This window comes from Streptomyces milbemycinicus (assembly GCF_002154605.1).
In the GTDB taxonomy this organism is placed as follows: Bacteria; Actinomycetota; Actinomycetes; order Streptomycetales; family Streptomycetaceae; genus Streptomyces; species Streptomyces milbemycinicus.
This window is the reverse complement of record NZ_MUNE01000210.1, coordinates 1-17,333: the sequence shown is the minus strand read 5'-3', so window position 1 is coordinate 17,333 and position 17,333 is coordinate 1. Positions and strand designations below refer to the sequence as shown.

Annotated in this window: 13 protein-coding genes and 3 pseudogenes; 7 read left to right on the top strand and 9 right to left on the bottom strand. The window is 72.6% G+C overall.

The window, feature by feature from the left end; all coding sequences use genetic code 11:
- Positions 1 to 611, top strand: a 611-nt coding sequence (locus tag CCN51_RS18375; protein ID WP_086859737.1) for a phosphatidylinositol-specific phospholipase C domain-containing protein, incomplete at its 5' end; no start/stop codon positions are given.
- A 53-nt stretch (positions 612 to 664) separates the two neighbouring features.
- Here the strand turns inward: CCN51_RS18375 and CCN51_RS18370 are convergent.
- The 3 genes from CCN51_RS18370 to CCN51_RS18360 all read right to left on the bottom strand — a co-directional run bounded on the left by CCN51_RS18370 (position 665) and on the right by CCN51_RS18360 (position 3,741).
- The gene (locus CCN51_RS18370) at positions 665 to 1,309 is read right to left on the bottom strand and encodes a response regulator (RefSeq protein WP_043489800.1); all 645 of its coding nucleotides are present in this window, start codon (positions 1,307 to 1,309) and stop codon (positions 665 to 667) included.
- A 5-nt stretch (positions 1,310 to 1,314) separates the two neighbouring features.
- A complete protein-coding gene (locus tag CCN51_RS18365; RefSeq protein WP_043486557.1) occupies positions 1,315 to 2,535 on the bottom strand; it encodes a histidine kinase in 1,221 nt (406 codons plus the stop codon).
- A 225-nt stretch (positions 2,536 to 2,760) separates the two neighbouring features.
- Entirely contained in the window at positions 2,761 to 3,741 is a 981-nt protein-coding gene (locus CCN51_RS18360) for an aldo/keto reductase (protein ID WP_014175565.1), read from the bottom strand.
- Between the two features lie 177 nt (positions 3,742 to 3,918).
- Here CCN51_RS18360 and CCN51_RS18355 point away from each other — a divergent pair, with 177 nt between their 5' ends.
- The 3 genes and pseudogenes from CCN51_RS18355 to CCN51_RS18345 all read left to right on the top strand — a co-directional run bounded on the left by CCN51_RS18355 (position 3,919) and on the right by CCN51_RS18345 (position 5,784).
- Complete coding sequence (locus CCN51_RS18355) at positions 3,919 to 4,800, top strand: helix-turn-helix transcriptional regulator (protein ID WP_014175566.1); 882 nt, start codon at positions 3,919 to 3,921, stop codon at positions 4,798 to 4,800.
- Positions 4,801 to 4,824: 24 nt separating this feature from the next.
- Positions 4,825 to 5,207, top strand: a pseudogene (locus CCN51_RS18350) (AAA family ATPase); the annotation flags it as partial.
- A pseudogene (locus CCN51_RS18345) lies at positions 5,204 to 5,784 on the top strand (ABC transporter permease). The pseudogenes CCN51_RS18350 and CCN51_RS18345, both read left to right, overlap by 4 nt.
- A gap of 36 nt (positions 5,785 to 5,820) precedes the next feature.
- Here the strand turns inward: CCN51_RS18345 and CCN51_RS59990 are convergent.
- The 5 genes from CCN51_RS59990 to CCN51_RS18315 all read right to left on the bottom strand — a co-directional run bounded on the left by CCN51_RS59990 (position 5,821) and on the right by CCN51_RS18315 (position 12,843).
- The gene (locus CCN51_RS59990; protein WP_405382036.1) at positions 5,821 to 7,491 is read right to left on the bottom strand and encodes a glycoside hydrolase family 6 protein; all 1,671 of its coding nucleotides are present in this window, start codon (positions 7,489 to 7,491) and stop codon (positions 5,821 to 5,823) included.
- 124 nt (positions 7,492 to 7,615) lie between these two features.
- Positions 7,616 to 8,869: an XdhC family protein gene (locus CCN51_RS18330; protein ID WP_086859735.1), complete on the bottom strand. Its 1,254-nt coding sequence runs from the start codon at positions 8,867 to 8,869 to the stop codon at positions 7,616 to 7,618.
- Positions 8,870 to 8,947: 78 nt separating this feature from the next.
- Positions 8,948 to 11,314, bottom strand: coding sequence for a xanthine dehydrogenase subunit D (pucD, locus tag CCN51_RS18325; protein ID WP_014175571.1), 2,367 nt, complete (start codon positions 11,312 to 11,314; stop codon positions 8,948 to 8,950).
- A 3-nt stretch (positions 11,315 to 11,317) separates the two neighbouring features.
- Entirely contained in the window at positions 11,318 to 11,941 is a 624-nt protein-coding gene (locus CCN51_RS18320) for a (2Fe-2S)-binding protein (protein ID WP_014175573.1), read from the bottom strand.
- The gene (locus CCN51_RS18315) at positions 11,932 to 12,843 is read right to left on the bottom strand and encodes an FAD binding domain-containing protein (protein WP_014175574.1); all 912 of its coding nucleotides are present in this window, start codon (positions 12,841 to 12,843) and stop codon (positions 11,932 to 11,934) included. The genes CCN51_RS18320 and CCN51_RS18315 overlap by 10 nt, the downstream gene beginning before the upstream one ends.
- A 230-nt stretch (positions 12,844 to 13,073) precedes the next feature.
- Between CCN51_RS18315 and CCN51_RS18310 the strand changes: the two genes are divergently transcribed.
- Complete coding sequence (locus tag CCN51_RS18310) at positions 13,074 to 14,840, top strand: PucR family transcriptional regulator (protein WP_014175575.1); 1,767 nt, start codon at positions 13,074 to 13,076, stop codon at positions 14,838 to 14,840.
- Between the two features lie 213 nt (positions 14,841 to 15,053).
- Positions 15,054 to 15,851: a hypothetical protein gene (locus CCN51_RS18305; protein ID WP_055414159.1), complete on the top strand. Its 798-nt coding sequence runs from the start codon at positions 15,054 to 15,056 to the stop codon at positions 15,849 to 15,851.
- A gap of 110 nt (positions 15,852 to 15,961) precedes the next feature.
- Here the strand turns inward: CCN51_RS18305 and CCN51_RS18300 are convergent, their stop codons facing one another.
- Positions 15,962 to 16,666, bottom strand: a complete 705-nt coding sequence (locus CCN51_RS18300) for a GntR family transcriptional regulator (protein WP_014175577.1) — start codon at positions 16,664 to 16,666, stop codon at positions 15,962 to 15,964.
- Between the two features lie 356 nt (positions 16,667 to 17,022).
- Here CCN51_RS18300 and CCN51_RS18295 point away from each other — a divergent pair.
- Positions 17,023 to 17,333 (top strand): annotated as a pseudogene (locus CCN51_RS18295) (DUF2637 domain-containing protein); the annotation flags it as partial.

Genomic DNA, 17,333 nt, shown 5'->3' with positions numbered 1-17,333 from the left:
GCGCCTTCGAAGGCGCCTTCCCCATCCACCACGGGGCCTTCTACCAGCACCTCAACTTCGACGACGTCCTCACCGCCTGCCGCTCCTTTCTGACCGCGCACCCATCGGAGACCGTGCTGATGCGCGTCAAGCAGGAGTACTCCGAGGAGAGCGCCGCCGAGTTCCGCCGTATCTTCGACACCTACCTCGACGGCAAGGGCTGGCGGTCGCTGTTCCGCCTGGACGCCACGCTGCCGAAGCTGGGCCAGGCACGCGGCAAGGTCGTCCTGCTCGCCGACTCCGACAACATGCCGGGGGTGCGCTACGCCGACGCGGGGCTCTTCGACATCCAGGACGACTACATGGCGGAGCCGTTCGGCAAGTACCCGAAGATCCAGGCCCAGTTCCGCAAGGCCGCCGCCCAGCCCGGCAAGCTCTTCTTCAACTATGTCTCCACCGCCGCCCTGCTCCCGCCCCGCTCCAATGCCGACCGGCTGAACCCGCAGGTCAAGAGCTTCCTGGAGAGCTCAGAGGCCACCGGCTGGACCGGGCTTGGGGTAGTGCCGATGGACTTCCCGAACACCGTCTCCGGCCTCGTCGACACCCTCATCCGGCACAACCCGGCGGCGTAGACAAGGAGCGGGCCGCCCTGGCGCTGCCGTGGCCGGGGTACGAAGGCGACCCGTCAGCCGACCCCCGCCTCGTGGGCGATCAGCCCGGCCTGGGTGCGGTTGACACAGCCCAGCTTGTCCAGCAGCCGCGACACATAGCCCTTGATCGTGGCTTCCGAGAGATACAGCCGCGCCCCTATCTGCGCGTTCGACAGCCCCTCGCCGAGCCCGGCCAGCACCTCGGCCTCCCGCTCGGTCAGCGACTCCACCAGCCGCCGCGCACGGTCGCGCGCCGAATGGCCGTCGGAGGAGGCCGCGACCAGCCGGCGGGCGGCGGCCGGGGAGAGCACGGTGTGCCCCTCGGCGGCCACGCGCACCAGGCCGATCAGGTCCTCCGGCGGCGTGGTCTTGATCAGGAAGCCCGTCGCGCCGGCCCGCAGCGCGCGCAGTACGTACTGGTCGGCGTCGAAGGTCGTCAGGACCACGATGACCGGCGGGTCGGCGAACTCCCTGATGCGCTCGATCGCGGTGAGCCCGTCCACGCCCGGCATGCGCAGATCCATGAGCACCACGTCCGGCCGGTGGCGGCGGACCGCCTCCGCGCCGGCCGCGCCGTCGTGTGCCTCGGCCACGACCTCGATGTCCTCGGCCGAGCCGAGGATCGTACGCAGAAACACGCACACCATCGGCTCGTCGTCCACGACCACCACCCGCACCACCGGCCTCACCCCACCGTCTCCGCCGTCGCCACATCCGCCGTCGGCACATACGAGGGCAGCGTGGCCTCGACACCGAAGCCGCCGTCCGGCTCGGGCTCGGCGCGCAGCGTACCGCCCACCAGTTCCACCCGCTGCCGCAGGCTCGCCAGACCAAGCCCCGAGCCGGTGCCGGCCAGGGCGCGGTGCGGTCCGTCGGCCGACGGCGTGTTGCGGACCGTGAGCCGCAGCCGCGCCGCGCCGTACTCGACCCGTACGGTCACCCGCGCGCCCGGGGCGTGCTTGCGCACATTGGTCAGCGCCTCGCGCACGATGCGGTAGGCCGTACGCCCGACCACCGGCGAGGCGAGCGCCCGGTCGCCCTCCTCGATCAGCTCGGCCGGGGTGCCCACCGCGGTCGACTCGGCGACCAGCGCGGCGAAACCGGCCACCGAGGGCGTCGGATCCCCTTCGGGGGCGGTGCGCAGAATGCCGACCAGATCCCGCAGCTCGTCCAGGGCCTGGCAGCCCGCCGCCCGCAGCTCCTCCGCCGCCTGCCGGGTCGCCTCGTCGGGCGCCGTGATCCGCAGCGCCCCGGCCTGGAGCACCATCAGGCTCACCCGGTGGGTCACCACGTCGTGCATCTCCCCCGCCAGCCTCGCCCGTTCCTCGGCACGGGCCTGCTCGGCGAGCAGATGGCGCTCCCGCTCGGCCCGCTCGGCGCGTTCGGTCAGCGCCAGCACCAGCCGTCTGCGGGCCTCGAAGTACAGCGTCAGCAGCGGCCCGAGGGCGGTGCGCAGCACCCCGATGGTGATGACCGTGACCGACGGCTGCCACACGCGCGCCACGATGGCCGTGAAGACGCCGAGCGCGACGAGCGCGGTCAGCCGCGACCACCGCTTCCGCCCGTAGAAGGGGGGACCGTACGCGGCGAGCGCCGTCGCGAGGGGGGCCCACACATTGCCCGGGTGCGCCGGGGTCAGCGCGCCCACCGGCGAGATCAGCAAGGACACCGCGAGCGTGAACCCGCCCAGGACGGCCATGACCGTCAGAGGCGCATGGCGGCGGGCGGCCAGCGAGAGACAGGCGAGGGCCTGCACGCCCAGCATGGCCCAGGCCAGCGGGCCCGGGTGGGCCGGCCACCAGGTCGCGTGCAGCAGCGTCAGCCCGGTGTCGAGCAGCGCGAAGCCGACCGCGATCGCCACGTCCACGGCGACCGGATGCCTACGGTGCCACAGTCCGGCAGTCATGCGGCATACGGTAGAACACCGCCCGCGCCCGGAACGCGGACGGTGTCCCACGGCAGACCTCCGTCGGGGGCGGACCCTACGAAAGTCGTATGCCGTCTTGGGCGGCCATGCCTTCGTCGCCCCCACGGCCCACCACTCGCCATGTCGCCCGCCGCCCCGGCCGCCGTGCAATGGTGTGTGGTCGGGCCAGATCCGTGGGCATGATCCGCCACTCGCCGACGGCGGTCAGCGGTCGATGCCGGCCATGTTCGCCTCGTCGTGGCGCTCGCCCGAGGCCGGGGTGAGGTTGTTCAAACGGTCGAGCTGAGCGGCGCTGAGTTCGATGCCGTCGGCGGCAGTGTTCTCCTCGACGCGCGAGACCCGCCGGGTTCCGGGGATGGGGGCGATGTCGTCGCCGCGGGTCAGCAGCCACGCCAGAGCGGTCTGCGCCGGCGTTGCTCCGATCTCGGCGCCGATGGCCTGCACTTCGTCGACGATGCGCAGGTTGCGCTGAAAGTTCTCACCGGTGAAACGCGGGTTGGTCTTGCGCCAGTCGTCATCGGCGAAGTCGTCAACAGAGCGGATCTGCCCGGTCAGAAGGCCGTGCCCCAGCGGCGAGTAGGGAACGAAGCCGATACCGAGCTCGCGCAGCAGCGGGAGGATCCCGGCCTCGACGTCGCGGGTCCACAGAGAGTATTCCGTCTGCAACGCTGCCACCGGATGCACGGCGTGCGCACGGCGGATCGTCGCGGGGCCGGCCTCGGACAGCCCGATGTAACGCACCTTGCCCTCGGCGACCAGATCGGCCAGAGCGCCGACGGTCTCCTCGATGGGAATGTTCGGGTCGACGCGGTGCTGGTAGTAGAGGTCGATGTGGTCGGTGCCGAGCCGCTTGAGCGAGCCCTCGACAGCGGCCTTCACGTTGCCGGCACTGCTGTCCATAACGCCGGGACCGCCACCGGAGTGGGAGACCAGACCGAACTTCGTCGCCACGACAACATCGTCACGCCGGCCCTTGATGGCCTTGCCGACAATCTCTTCGCTGTGGAAGGGGCCGTAGATCTCGGCGGTGTCGATGTGCGTGACTCCGAGGTCCAGCCCACGGTGGATGGTGCGGATCGACTCGGCGTCATCGAGTCCCCCGCCCGTCGTGTAGGTGCCTGCCATGGTCATGGCGCCGAGGCCGATGCGAGAGACATCCAGCCCGCCCAGCGATACATGCTTCATCACATACTCCTTGTCGTGGCGGCCGTCAGGCCTGGTAGTCAGCTCGGTGGGCCCGCTGTCCAGGCAACCACCCGACAGCCCTGCGCGGACTCCCGTACGGGGTACCGCTCCACCGGGGGTCTGCCAGTACCTCCTTTCGCGGGCTGAGGGGCATGGGGTCCGCCGTACGGTGTATGCATGGACCGCAGCAGTGAGATCCGCGAGTTCCTGCGTACCCGCAGGGCCCGGATCACCCCCGAACAGGCCGGCCTCACCCCTCACCAGGGCGCCCGCCGGGTTCCGGGACTGCGGCGCGAGGAAGTCGCCCAGCTGGCCGGAGTCAGCGTCGACTACTACATCCGCCTGGAACGGGGCCACACCCGGGGTGTCTCGGAAGCCGTCTGGGAGGCCGTCGCCCGCGCTCTGCAACTGGACGACGCCGAACGCGCCCACCTCTTCGACCTGGCCCAGCCCACCATCGGCCGGACCCGCCGTAAGCGGTCGCTCGCCCCGCAGAAGGTCCGCCCCGCCCTCTACCGCACCCTGGACGCCCTCAGCGTCCCCGCGATCGTCCAGGGGCGGCGCATGGACATCCTGGCGGCCAACCGGCTCGGCTACGCCCTGATCACCGACTTCCAAGCCCGGCCCCACCGCGACCGCAACGCCGCACGCTTCGTCTTCCTCGACGCAGCCGCCCGCACGCTGTACACCGACTGGGAACGGGTGGCCGCCGACTGCGTCGCCACCCTGCGCCTGTACGCCGGACGGCACGCGGACGACCCACAGCTCACCGAACTGATCGACGAGCTGTCCCTGCACAGCGACACCTTCCGCCGGCTGTGGGCCGACCACGACGTCCTCGCCCACACCACCGGCGCCAAACGCCTGCACCACCCGCTCGTCGGCGACCTCACCCTCGACTATGTCGTGCTGGCCGTCGAGGACGACCCCGAGCAGACTCTTGTCATCTACACCCCAGAACCAGCCTCACCCACTGCTGAAGCCCTCAATATCCTGGCCAGCTGGACCGGCACGTCCCCCACTGGCCGACCCGCTCGCGCCCGGCGAGATCAGCAGTGAAACCGCGAGCGGTGTCCGGCGGCAGACCCGAGCCTGCTGTTCCTCGACGAGCCGACGACCGGGTTCGACCCGAACGCGCGCCGGAGCGCCTGGCGGCTCGTACACGAGCTGCGCCAGGCCGGGACCACTGTTCTGCTCACCACCCACTCCATGGAGGAGGCCCAGGAGCTGGCCGACCGGGTGGCGGTGATCGCCGACGGCCGGGCGACGACGGTCTGGTCACCGTGGAGACCGGGGAGCCGACCGAGGCGCTGTACCGGCTGACGGGCTGGGCGCTTGGGCGCGGCGTCGCGCTCGACGGGATCACCGTCGAGCGGCCGAGCCTGGAGGACGTCTGCCTCCGGCTGACCGGCCGGGGCGCACCGGAGTACGTGCCGGAGTACGTGAGGGAGGCGGGCGAGCGATGAGCGCCACCTGCCGCCGGCCCCCGCGCCGCGCCCATGCCCTGCTGTGGCACCAGATCCGCTACGAGCAGCTGTCCTTCTGGCGCAACCCGCAGAGCGCCTTCTTCACCTTCGTCTTCCCGGTCGTGGTCATCGCGGTCTTCGGCGCCATGTTCGGCGGCGGCAGAACGGGATCCTCAAACGGGTGCGGGCCACGCCGCTGCCGGCCTGGGCGTACTTCCTCGGCCTGCTGGCGCACTGCGTCATGCTGAGCGTGCTGGGCGCGGCCTGCTTCTGCGCCCTCGGGGTGGCGGTGGCCTCCCTGATCCGCAATGCCGAGGCCGCGCCCGCGGTCGTACAACTCGTGCTGTTCCCGCTGATGTTCATCTCCGGCACCTATCTGCCGGTCCACTCCGGGACGGTGAACCAGGTGGCCGACGCGCTGCCGGTGCGGCCGTTCAACGAGGCCCTGCTGAGTGCTCTGGCCCAGCCCTCCGGCTCCGGTTTCGCGTGGCGAAGCCTCGTCGTGCTGCTCGTCCGGGGCACCGCCGGGGCGGTCGTCGCGGTCCGCCGCTTCCGCTGGGACCCCCGGCCGGAGTGACCGTACCGGGGGTGTCAGCTGCCGCCTGACGATCCGTCACAGGGAGGGCTGGGCGTTGCGGACCAGTTCGAGGGCCTGCTCCGGGAACCACTCGCCCGCCTCCGGGTCGACCATCCCGCGCTCCGGGTCATGGGGCCCCTCCGTACCGCGCAGGCACTGGCCGTCCGACTCGCCAGGGGTCTTCACCCACAGCGCGGCGTCCTGCAGCGGATCGCCGGTCTTGGTGGTGGGACGCATGCCCAGGCCGCGGCCGGGAGGGTTGCACCAGGACTGGGGGTCGGCGTGGCTGCCGGCCCGGGGCAGCCAGGGGCCGCGGCCGTTGCGGCTGGTGTCGGTGACGAAGTGCTTCATCTCCTCGGGCTCGTTGAGCACGTTGATCTCCAGCCACCGCTCGGCGCGCAGCCGCGGCCACCGCTGGTCGGGGCACTCCGCCGGGTCGCCGCCGTCGGCCACATAGGCCAGGCAGGAGGAGATGAGCCGGCCGTACCAGGCGTTGTCCTCGTCGGTCTGGTAGTGGGAGACGTTGAGGGCGAAGCCGGTGGCGTTGTCGACACCGGCGTGGAGCAGCCGGCGCACGATGCTGCTGACGGGGTGCCAGTCCGTGTGGCCGCCGTCCAGGTAGACCTTGGTGCCGGGCATCGGTTCCAGTTTGTCGACCGCGTAGTTGAGCTCGGCGTAGCGGGCGGCGTTACGGGCCCTTGCCTCGGTGGGGGTGAGGGCGGGCGCCTTCCGGACGATGTCCAAGGGGGCGTCCGTGGGTGTGTTCGTGGGTTTGCTGACGGCTTCGGGTTCGTCGGTGGCGTTGCCGATGGGTTTCTCGACGGGGTTCTCGGTGAGGTTGTCCGTGGGTCTCTCGGTCGGCGTGTTCGCGGGCGCGTCCTGCTCGGCGTGCACCTCGTCCGGCGTGTCGGCGTGCTCCTCCTCGGGCAGGTCCTTGACCGGGTCGATGTCGGCGGGGGCCGCGGCCCGATGGGCGCCCCGCCTCGCGATCCGCTCCTGAGCCTGCGCTTCAGCCTGCGCTTCGGCCTGCGCTTCCGCCTGCGCCTCGGCGCGGGCGAGCTCGCCGCCGAGCACCCCGGCCCCGGCGCCGAACAGGCGGCTGTCGAAGGCATCGTCCTCGGATGCGTCCTCGGCGTCCGGCCCGCCCTCGAACTCGTCGGCGAAGTCCTCGCCGCGCCCGACGGTCGCGCCCGGCCGGCCGCAGTCGGAGGGCAACAGGGCGAGCGAGTCGGGCTCCAGGACGATCATTGCCCGCCGGTGGCCGATGCCCCGGGCGACGGCGTCGATCCACCTCCGGTACTCGGCGGTGCCCTGTGCGCCACCCGCCGAGTAGCTGCCGCAGTCACGGCCGGGCGTGTTGTAGAGCGCGAGGACGGGCACATGGCCCCGCCGCACGGCGCGCCGGGTGGTCTCGCGGACCAGTTGCTCGGCCTCTTCCGGGCTGTCGTCCCCGAACCAGACCGCGTGCGGCGTGCGGACCATCTCGAGCAACGCGGCGGCCGCGCTGCGGTCGCCGTGCCTGACCAGCCGGGTCATCTGATGGAAGGGGCCCGTTCCGGCCGGCGGGGTGTACAGGCGGTGCAGGGCCCTGGCCGGGGCGGGCTCCCCCGGCGCCACCGCGTATCCGGCGGCCGCGGTGGACAGGGGCAGCGCGATCGCGGCCAGGATGGCCATCGGCTTGGTGGGGATCGTCCGTCTTCTACGCACGTACGCACTCCTCGAGCGGCGTTTATCGGGGTCGATTTCTGAGGCTCAATCAGAAACCGGGACCTCGCAACGCGTACGTCCGCCGGGTGGCCGAACCGCTCCCCCGCCTATGGGTGGCGCTCCGTCAGACGACCGAGCCGATCCGCCCCATGCCAACCGACGCCGAAAGGTCGTGGTGGATGGGGATATGGGCCCCCGTCAGGGGCACGCCGCTGCCGCCCCGTCGGGCGGCGACGATTTCGCTCGCGATGGACAAGGCCGTCTCCTCGGGCGTCCGGGCGCCGAGGTCGAGGCCGATCGGGGAGCGCAGCCGCGCCAGCGCCGACTGGCCGAGCCCGGCCTCGCGCAGCCGCCGCAGCCGGTCCTCGTGGGTGCGGCGTGAGCCCATCGCGCCGACGTACGCGACGGGCAGCCGCAGCGCCCGCTCCAGCAGCGGGATGTCGAACTTGGCGTCGTGGGTGAGTACGCACAGCACCGTACGGGCGTCGACCTCGGTGGCGTCCAGATAGCGGTGCGGCCAGTCGACGACCACCTCGTCCGCGTCCGGGAAGCGGCGGGCGGTCGCGAAGACTGGCCGGGCGTCGCACACCGTCACGTGGTAGCCGAGGAACTTCCCGATCCGCGCCAGGGCGCCCGCGAAGTCGATCGCGCCGAAGACGATCATCCGGGGCGGGGGCACGGCGGACTCGACCAGGAGAGTGACCGGCTCGCCGCAGCGGCCGCCGTCCGCGCCGACCTCGACGGTGGCGGTGCGCCCGGCCTCCAGCAGCGCGCGTGCCTCGTCCACCGCCGTACGGTCCAGAGCCGACGTACGGCCCAGGGCCGCCGTACGGCCCAGGGCCGCCGTACGGCCCAGGGCCGCCGTACGGTCCAGGGCCGGGCCGAGGCTGCCCTCGTACGAGCCGTCGGGGCGCACCAGCAGCGCGCGGCCCAGCAGCTCCGGCGGCCCGTCGGCGATCCGTACGAGCGCCGCCGGCCGGCCATCGGCAGCAGCAGCCGGGTCGCCGGACGCCGGCGCGGCGGCCGACAGCGCGGCGGCGAGGACCGGGCGCAGCCGGGTGTCGTCGGCGGGCACCGGGGTGACCAGGATGTCGATGGTCCCGCCGCAGGTCAGGCCCACGGCGAAGGCGTCCTCGTCGGAGTAGCCGAAGCTCTCCCGTACGGCCTGGCCGGTGCGCAGGGCGTCCTGGCACAGGTCGTAGACCGCGCCCTCCACGCATCCGCCGGACACGCTGCCGATCGCCGTCCCCGCGGCGTCCACGGCCAGCGCCGCGCCCGGCTGCCGGGGCGCGCTGCCGACGGCGGTCACGACCGTGGCGACGGCGAAGTCCCGTCCCTCCTCGCACCAGCGGTGCAGTTCGGCGGCGATGTCCAGCATGGCGCTCAGCTCCTGGGTCCGTCGTCACAGGGGGCGTCCGGCGGCGGGCCGCAGCCACGCCACATTTACCCATAACCGTCACGTATCCGTCAGATGTTCCGGGCGGACGGGGACGCGGCCAAGACGCAGCCCGGTCGCCGCCCGGATGGCGGCGACGACGGCCGGGGTGGAGGACAGAGTGGGGGCCTCGCCGACCCCGCGCAGCCCGTACGGCGCGTGGTCGTCGGCCAGTTCCAGCACCTCCACCGGGATGCTCGGCGTGTCGAGGATGGTGGGGATCAGATAGTCGGTGAAGGACGGATTGCGGACCCGCGCGCCGTCCGAGACCACGATCTCCTCCATGACCGCGAGCCCGAGCCCCTGCGTCGTACCTCCCTGGATCTGGCCGACCACGGACAGCGGGTTGAGCGCCTTGCCGACGTCCTGGGCGGCGGCGAGTTCGACGACCTTGACCAGGCCGAGTTCGGTGTCGACGTCGACGACGGCCCGGTGGGCGCAGAAGGAGTACTGGACGTGGCCGAAGCCCTGCCCGGTCTCCGGGTGGAAGGGCTGGGTCGGGCGGTGCCGGAACTCCTTCTCGATGTCGATGGCGTCCCCGCCCAGGATCTCGGCGAGGTCGCCGATGACCTCGCCTGCCTCGGTGACCACCTTGCCGCCCGCCAGCAGCAGCTCTGCGTCCGCCCAGCCGGGGTGGTCGGCGCCGAACCGCTCGCGGCCGCGCCGGAACACCTCCTCGCGTACCGCCTCGCAGGTGTGCTTGATCGCGCCGCCGGTCATATACGTCTGGCGGGAGGCGGAGGTGGAGCCCGCCGAGCCGACCTGGGTGTCGGCCGGGTGCAGCACGACCTGCGCCACGCCGAGCTCGGTGCGGGCGATCTGGGTGTGTACGGTCACCCCGCCCTGGCCGACCTCGGCCATGGCCGTGTGCACCAGGGCGACCGGCTCCCCGCCCAGCACTTCGAGCCGCACCCGGGCGGTGGAGTAGTCGTCGAAGCCCTCGGAGAAGCCGACGTTCTTGATGCCGACCGCATAGCCGACGCCGCGCACCACGCCCTCGCCGTGGCTGGTGTTGGACAGCCCGCCGGGCAGCTCCCGTACATCGGCAGAGCCACCGGGGCGGGGCATCGGGCGCGCCTTGACCCGGCGCAGCAGCTCGGCGACCGGGGCCGGCGAGTCGACGCGCTGGCCGGTGGGCATGACCGCGCCCTGCTCCATGGCGTTGCGCTGCCGGAACTCCACCGGGTCCAGGCCCAGCTCCGCCGCCACCGCGTCCATCTGCGCCTCGTAGGCGAAACATGCCTGCACCGCGCCGAAGCCGCGCATCGCACCGCAGGGCGGGTTGTTGGAGTACAGGGCCAGCGCCTCGATGTCGACGTTGTCGACGGTGTACGGGCCGATGGACAGCGAGGCTGCGTTGCCGACGACGGCCGGGGAGGAGGAGGCGTACGCGCCGCCGTCGAGGACGATGCGGCACTGGACGTAGAGCAGCCTGCCGTCGCGGGTCGCGCCGTGCTCGTAGGCGAGCTTGGCGGGGTGGCGGTGGACATGGCCGAAGAACGACTCGTACCGGTTGTAGACGATCTTGACGGGCCGGCCGGTGCGCAGCGCCAGCAGGCATGCGTGCGCCTGCATGGACAGGTCCTCGCGGGCGCCGAAGGCCCCGCCGACGCCGGACAGGGTCAGCCGGACCTTGTCGGCGGGCAGGCCCAGGACCGGGGCGAGCTGATCGCGGTCGACGTGCAGCCACTGGGTGGCGATGTAGAGGTCGACGCCGCCGTCCTCGGCGGGCACGGCCAGGCCGGACTCCGGGCCGAGGAAGGCCTGGTCCTGCATGCCGACCTCGTAGTCCCGGCGCACCACCACATCGGCGCGGGCCCTGGCGGCGGCGACATCGCCGCGCTTGATGGGCTGGCGGTGGACGATATTGGGGTGCGGGGCGTGTGCGGCATGGCGGTCCGTACGGCCCGGGTGGAGCACGGGCGCACCGGGCGCGGTGGCGGTGGCCTCGTCGGTGACCAGCGGCAGCTCGGCGTACTCGACCTTGATCCGGGCGGCGGCGCGGCGCGCGGTCTCGGGGTGGTCGGCGGCGACGATCGCGACGGCCTCGCCGTGGTAGCGGACCCGGCCGGCGGCGAGCACGGGCTGATCGCGGACCTCCAGGCCGTAGTGGGTCTCGGCGGGGAGGTCGGCGTACGTCATGACGGTGTGCACACCGGGCATGGCCAGCGCCTCGCCGACGTCGATCGAGCGGATCTCGGCGTGTGCGTACGGGCTGCGGAGAGTGCAGCCCCACAGCATGTCCTCGTGCCACAGATCGGAGGAGTACGCGAACTCGCCGGTCGCCTTGAGGATGCCGTCGGGGCGCGGCGTGGACTCGCCGATGGTGCCCCGGGTGGCGGCGCCCTGGCGCGGCTTGGTGGGGGTGGGCGTGCGGCCGGGGCCCATGGGCTACCTCGCCTCCGTGGTACGCGCGGCCGCCAGGCGGACCGCGTCGAGGATCTTCTCGTAGCCGGTGCAGCGGCACAGATTGCCGGACAGCGCCTCGCGGATGTCGGCGTCGGAGGGGTCGGGGGTGCGCTCCAGCAGTTCATCGGCGGCGATCAGCAGACCGGGGGTGCAGAAGCCGCACTGGATGGCGCCGGTGTCGATGAACGCCTGCTGGACGGGGGCGAGCGGGGGCGGCTGCCGTGTGGCCGCGGCCGTCGTGTCGGTCGCGGTCGTCGCGTCGGTCGCGGTCGTCGTGTCCGCCGCGGTCGTCGCGTCGGTCGTGTCCGTCGTGTCCTGGGTGGCCGTCGTGTCCTGGGTGGTCCGTCGGCTGCGGGCGTCGGCGTACTGCGCAAGGCCCTCGACCGTGACGACCTCGCGGCCCTCGGCCTGACCGGCCGCCACCAGGCAGGCGCACACCGGCACGCCGTCGAGCCGGACCGTGCAGGATCCGCATTCGCCCTGCTCACAGGCGTTCTTGGAGCCGGGGAGGCCCAGCCGCTCGCGCAGTACGTACAGCAGCGACTCGCCCTCCCAGACATCGTCGGCCTGCTGTGGCCGCCCGTTGACCGTGAACGTCACGCGCACCGTGCGCCTCCCTCGGTCGTGTCGCCGGTCGTGTCGCCGCCCGCGCGGAACGCCTCCCAGGTCCAGCCGAGCGTGCGGCGGGCCATGATGGACACCGCGTGGCGGCGGTACGCCGCGCTGCCGCGCACATCGTCGATCGGGTCGCAGGCGGCGGCGCACAGCTCCGCGAAGCGGCGGGCGATCGACGGGGTGATGGTCCGGCCGCCGTCCCAGAAGCCGCCCTCGGCGAGCGCGGCGTTCAGAAAGTCCTCGGCCGCCCGCGCCCGTACCGGGGTGGGCGCGGCCGATCCGATGCCGGTCCGCACCGTGCGGGTGTCCGGGTGCAGCGCGATCGCGAAGGCGCATACGGCGATGACCATGGCGTTGCGGGTGCCGACCTTGGAGAACTGCTGCGGCCCGGCGGCCTTGCGGATGTGGATCGCCCTGATCAGCTCGTCGTCCGCCAGCGCGTTGCGCTTCACCCCGGTGTAGAACTCCTCGACCGGGATCCGGCGGCTGCCGCGCACCGAGGCGACCTCCACCTCGGCCCCGGCGGCGAGCAGCGCGGGGTGTGCGTCACCGGCGGGCGAGGCCGCGCCGAGGTTGCCGCCGACGCTGCCGCGGTTGCGGATCTGCGGCGAACCGACGGTGTGCGCGGCGATCGCCAGCCCCGGCAGCTCGGCCGCCAGCCGCTCGATGATCCGCGTGTACGGTACGGAGGCGCCCAGCCGTACGGTCTGATCGCCGGTCTGCCACTCGTACAGCTCGGCGATCCGGGTGAGGTCGAGCAGGTGGTCGGGGCGGCGGCGGTCGAAGTTGATCTCGACCATGACGTCGGTCCCGCCCGCGATGGGCACGGCCGCGGGATGCTCCGCCTTGGCGGCGAGCGCTTCCTCCCAACTGGCAGGGCGCAGAAATTCCATGGGTGTCCCTTCTCTCCGGGATCCTCCCCCGGAACTCTGCACATCGCTTACCGCCAGTAGACCGAGGTGTGGGCCACCTGGTGCAGTCACCAAAGCCATGAAGCAGTTGGCTGGCCAGCGGCGTGGTCTTGTAGATTCGAACGAAAGACGGGGAGTGGAAACCTCAGCGGTATTCACCGGAAACGGCGAGGACTTCCACCGGCAACACACGAGGATCGGCTGGCGACGACATGCGGCTGCGCGCACTGCTGGAGACCGACGCCCTGGGCCTGCGGCTGCTCGGTGGCGAGGATGAGCTGGACCGCACCGTGCGCGGCGTGATGACCACCGATCTGCGCGATCCGAGCCGCTATCTCTCCGGCGGCGAGCTGGTGCTGACCGGTCTGGCGTGGCGGCGGGAGCCGGAGGACTCCGAGCGGTTCGTACGAATTCTGGTGGCGGCCCAGGTCGCGGGGCTGGCGGCGGGCGAGGCGGAGCTGGGCTCCGTGCCCGAGGACCTGGTGCTGGCCTGCGCGCGGCACCGGTTGCCGCTGTTCTCGGTGGTGGAGGACGTGTCGTTCGCGTCGATCACCGAGTATGTGGTGCGCCGGGTCTCGGGTGAGCGGGCCGGGGATCTGGCGGCCGTCGTCGACCGGCACCGGCGGCTGATGAGCTCGGGGCCCGCGGGCGGCGGCCCGGAGGTCGTGCTGGATCTGCTCGGCTCCGACCTCGACCTGCCCGCCTGGGTGCTCTCCCCCACCGGCCGCCGGATCGCGGTGCCGAGCATCGCCGCGGGCGCCGGCTCCGGGGGCACCGGCTCCGCGGGGGCGGGCTCCGGCGGCGCGCCCGAGTTGCCGGCCGCGGTGCGGGCGCGGCTCGCCGGCGAGCATCTGGCCGCCCAGCGCTCCGGCCGCCGCGGCCCGCACCGGGTGACTGCCGCCGACGGCGCCACGTACTCCCTGTTCCCCATCCGCAGCAGCAGCAGCGGCCGTACGCCGTCGGACGCCGGGGACGTACGCGAGACCGTGCTCTTCGACTGGCTGCTGGTAGTCGGGGCGGACGCGGGCGACTGGCCGGAGGAGCGGCTGGATCTGCTCCGCGGTGTCACCCAGTTGATCGCGGTGGAGCGGGACCGCAGGGACGCCGCCCGCACCGTACGGCGCCGGCTGGCCCAGGAGGTGCTGGAGCTGGTCCAGTCGGGCGCGCCGCCCGCCGAGGTCGCCGCGCGGCTGCGGGTCGCCGCCCCCGTACTGCTGCCGGGCCTGGGCACGGCGCCGCACTGGCAGGTGGTGGTGGCCCGGGTGGAGTGGGAGGGCGACGGGGCGCCGGGCGGCCCGGTGGCCCAGTCGCTGCTGGAAGAGGTGCTGGTCGGCCCGGAGGCCACCGGGCCCGAGCCCTCGGACCGGATCGCGGTGGCGCACACCGGCGACGAGGCGGTCGCGCTGGTCCCGCTGCCCGCGCTGCCCGAGGCCCCGGCGGCCGACGGCGTGGGCGAGGGCGGCGGGACGTACGACTTCGAGGCGGGGCTGCAGGCCGACACGCTGCTGGCCGCCATCCGTGAACCGCTCTCCCGCGGGCTCGACGGCGACGGGCGGCTGACGCTCGGCGTCAGCGCCGTCGTCCACTCCGCCGACGGGCTGCGCGGCGCCCTGGAGGAGGCGCGGCACGCCCGGCGGGTCGCCGCCGCCCGGCCCGGCCGGGTGTGCGCGGCGGGCCATCAGGAGCTCGCCTCGCATGTCCTGCTGCTCCCCTTCGTGCCCGACGACGTCCGCCGCGCCTTCACCGCCCGGCTGCTCGACCCGCTGTACGACTACGACCGCCGCCACCGCGCCGAGCTGATCCCCACGCTGGAGGCGTTCCTGGACTGCGACGGCTCCTGGACGCGCTGTGCGACCCGGCTGCATCTGCACGTCAACACGCTGCGGTACCGGGTGGGGCGGATCGAGCAGCTGACGGGGCGGGATCTGGCGCGTCTCGAGGACAAGTTGGACTTCTTCCTGGCGCTGCGGATGAGCTGACCGACCGGGTGCCGGTCCGTCTGTGTCCCTGCGTGCCTGTCGTTCATCCGTTTGGCTGTTCGCCTGTTGGTCAAGGGATGTTCAGTTTCCCTGGACGTTTGTGAATTCGTTCACACCGACCTCTTGGCCGCGCCCACGCATTCATGCTGAGATTCGGATCACAGCTTCCGGCTCGATGGCGCGCTTGGGGAGGGCAATGTGGCGGACACCGCCATGTCACCACCTGGATCATCGGATTCCGATTCTGATCTCAGCCCGGGTCTTGTGGACGACCCACTGGACACGGCGGTGTGGCGGCTACGCTCGCGCGGCTGTTGGCACGACGCCGCCGCCCTGCTCCAGCCACGCGCGGCGGGCGACGCCTCGGCCGCGCTCAAACGCACCGCCGTACTCACCGAGCGCTGCATGTACACCTCCGAAGGGTGGGACGCGGCCGAGGACGCCCTGCGGGCGGCCGAGGCGCTGGCGCTGACCGACGACGAGCGGGGCGCCACGGCGTGCGAACGCGGCTATCTCGCGTACGCGGCCACGCTGCTGGGGGTGCGCGACCGGGCCGACGAGGCGCGGACCGCGCTCGGGCGCGCCGCCGCGCTGCTCGGCCCCGGCTCGCGGACCCGCCCGCTGCTGGACTTCCGCCGCGGCCTGATCGCCCAGCACCTGGCGCAGAACCCGACCGGCGCCCAGGCAGCCTTCCAGCGCGCACACGCCGGGGCCGCGAACCACGGCGACGAGCTGCTGCGCTCGTTCACCTGGCGCCATCTGGCCGCGATGGCGGAGCAGGAGGGCGATGTGGCCGAGGCGCGGCGCGGCTTCACCGAGTCGCTGCGCATCCGGGAGGAGCTGGGCTATCTGATCGGCATCGCCCCGGCGCTCGCGGCGCTGGCCGAGGTGGAGGAGGAGCCGGAGGCGGCCCGGCTGCGCACGGAGGCCATCCGCCTGGTGCGGCTGCTGGGCGGGGTGCCGGTGTGGCTCGCGGAGCAGTTAGAGCGGGCGCCCTCCGCGACTGCCTAGCGCGCGGAAGCATCCCCGTCGGCCCGTCCGGTGTATGAACGCCGGGCGGGCTCTCGGGCGCTTCGGGCGCTCCGGGGCGGGATCGGAGGCGGGGATCGCAGACGGACTGCTTACGCGCCGCCGTTGAAGTGGTCGCGCACCAGGGACTCGACGGTGTCGAGATCCCGCGCGGCCAGGGCGTCGAGCAGGGCCATATGCTCGGCCGCGTCGGCGACGAGGTCGGCGGTGCGCACGATCTGACCGCCGGGAAGCGGCCACTGCGCCCGCCGGTGCAGTTCGTCGGCCACGACGACCAACTGTTGATTTCCGGCCAGGCTGAGGACCGCCTGGTGGAAGGTGCGGTCGGATTCCAGATACGCCGCGCGGCCACCCTTCGCCGCCGCCACCGCCGTGGCCTCCGCGAACGGCCGCAGCCCCGCCCACCGCTCGGGCGCGATCGCCTCGGCCAGGCTGAGCATCACGGGGACCTCCAGCAGCGCCCGGACCTCGGCCAGCTCGGCCAGCTCTCGCGCGCTGCGCCGGGCCACCCGGAATCCCCGGTTCGGCACCACCTCGACGGCGCCTTCGCCGGCGAGCTGCTGCATGGCCTCGCGTACGGGCGTGGCCGACACGCCGAAGCGCTCGGCGAGGGCCGGTGCGGAGTAGACCTCGCCGGGGGCGAGCTCGCCGCCGACCAGCGCGTCCCTCAGGGCGTCCAGGATCTGCCCGCGCACCGAGTGGCGCTGGGGCGGCTTCCGTGAGGCGGGCCCGCCGGGGCCGGGGATGCCGGGACCCGGGTGCGGCTCCGCCGCCGTTTCGGCACTGGCCTGCTCCACCTCGGCTCCTCCTGACGTCCGCCTGAAACGATATGCGGAGGCCGCGCGAGGTCAAACCCCTCGGACGCCGTATTTAAGGCAACCCTAACGGAACGGCGCACACGAGATCACATCGAGCGTCCTGACGCAAGCTCAGCAGTATGTTTACGCTCGATCGAGTTCCATGAATAGAATGCAAGCCGCTTGCACAGCGCGAGCGTTCGAACCGTATCGCACCTATCCGCGTGTCCCCCCGCCGATTTGGCGCCCTCTTGTCCAGAAACTGCTCGGGGCAAGCTGGGTTTCCGTCAAGATGTCGCGCGAGTAGGCCGGGTGCTACGGCCAGAACTTCACGGAAGCGAGGCAAGGGACACCGGATGAGACTGACCGACATATCGAGCTGGGGCCTCCCGGCCGTCGTGATACTCGTCGGCGTCGTGGGAGCGGTGACAGTGCTCGCGCGGGGCCGCAACGCCAAGGACGACAAGTCCACCGACTCCTGGGAGCGCAGCGAGGAGCGGCGGCGGCGCAAGGAGGCCATCTATGGGATGGCCTCTTATGTTCTGCTGTTCTGCTGCGCCGGGGTCGCGGCCGCACTCTCCTTCCAGGGCCTGGTGGGCTTCGGACGGGAGAACCTCGCCCTGACGAACGGCACCAGGTACTCCCAGCCGTTCGTCAGGGCGAGGTT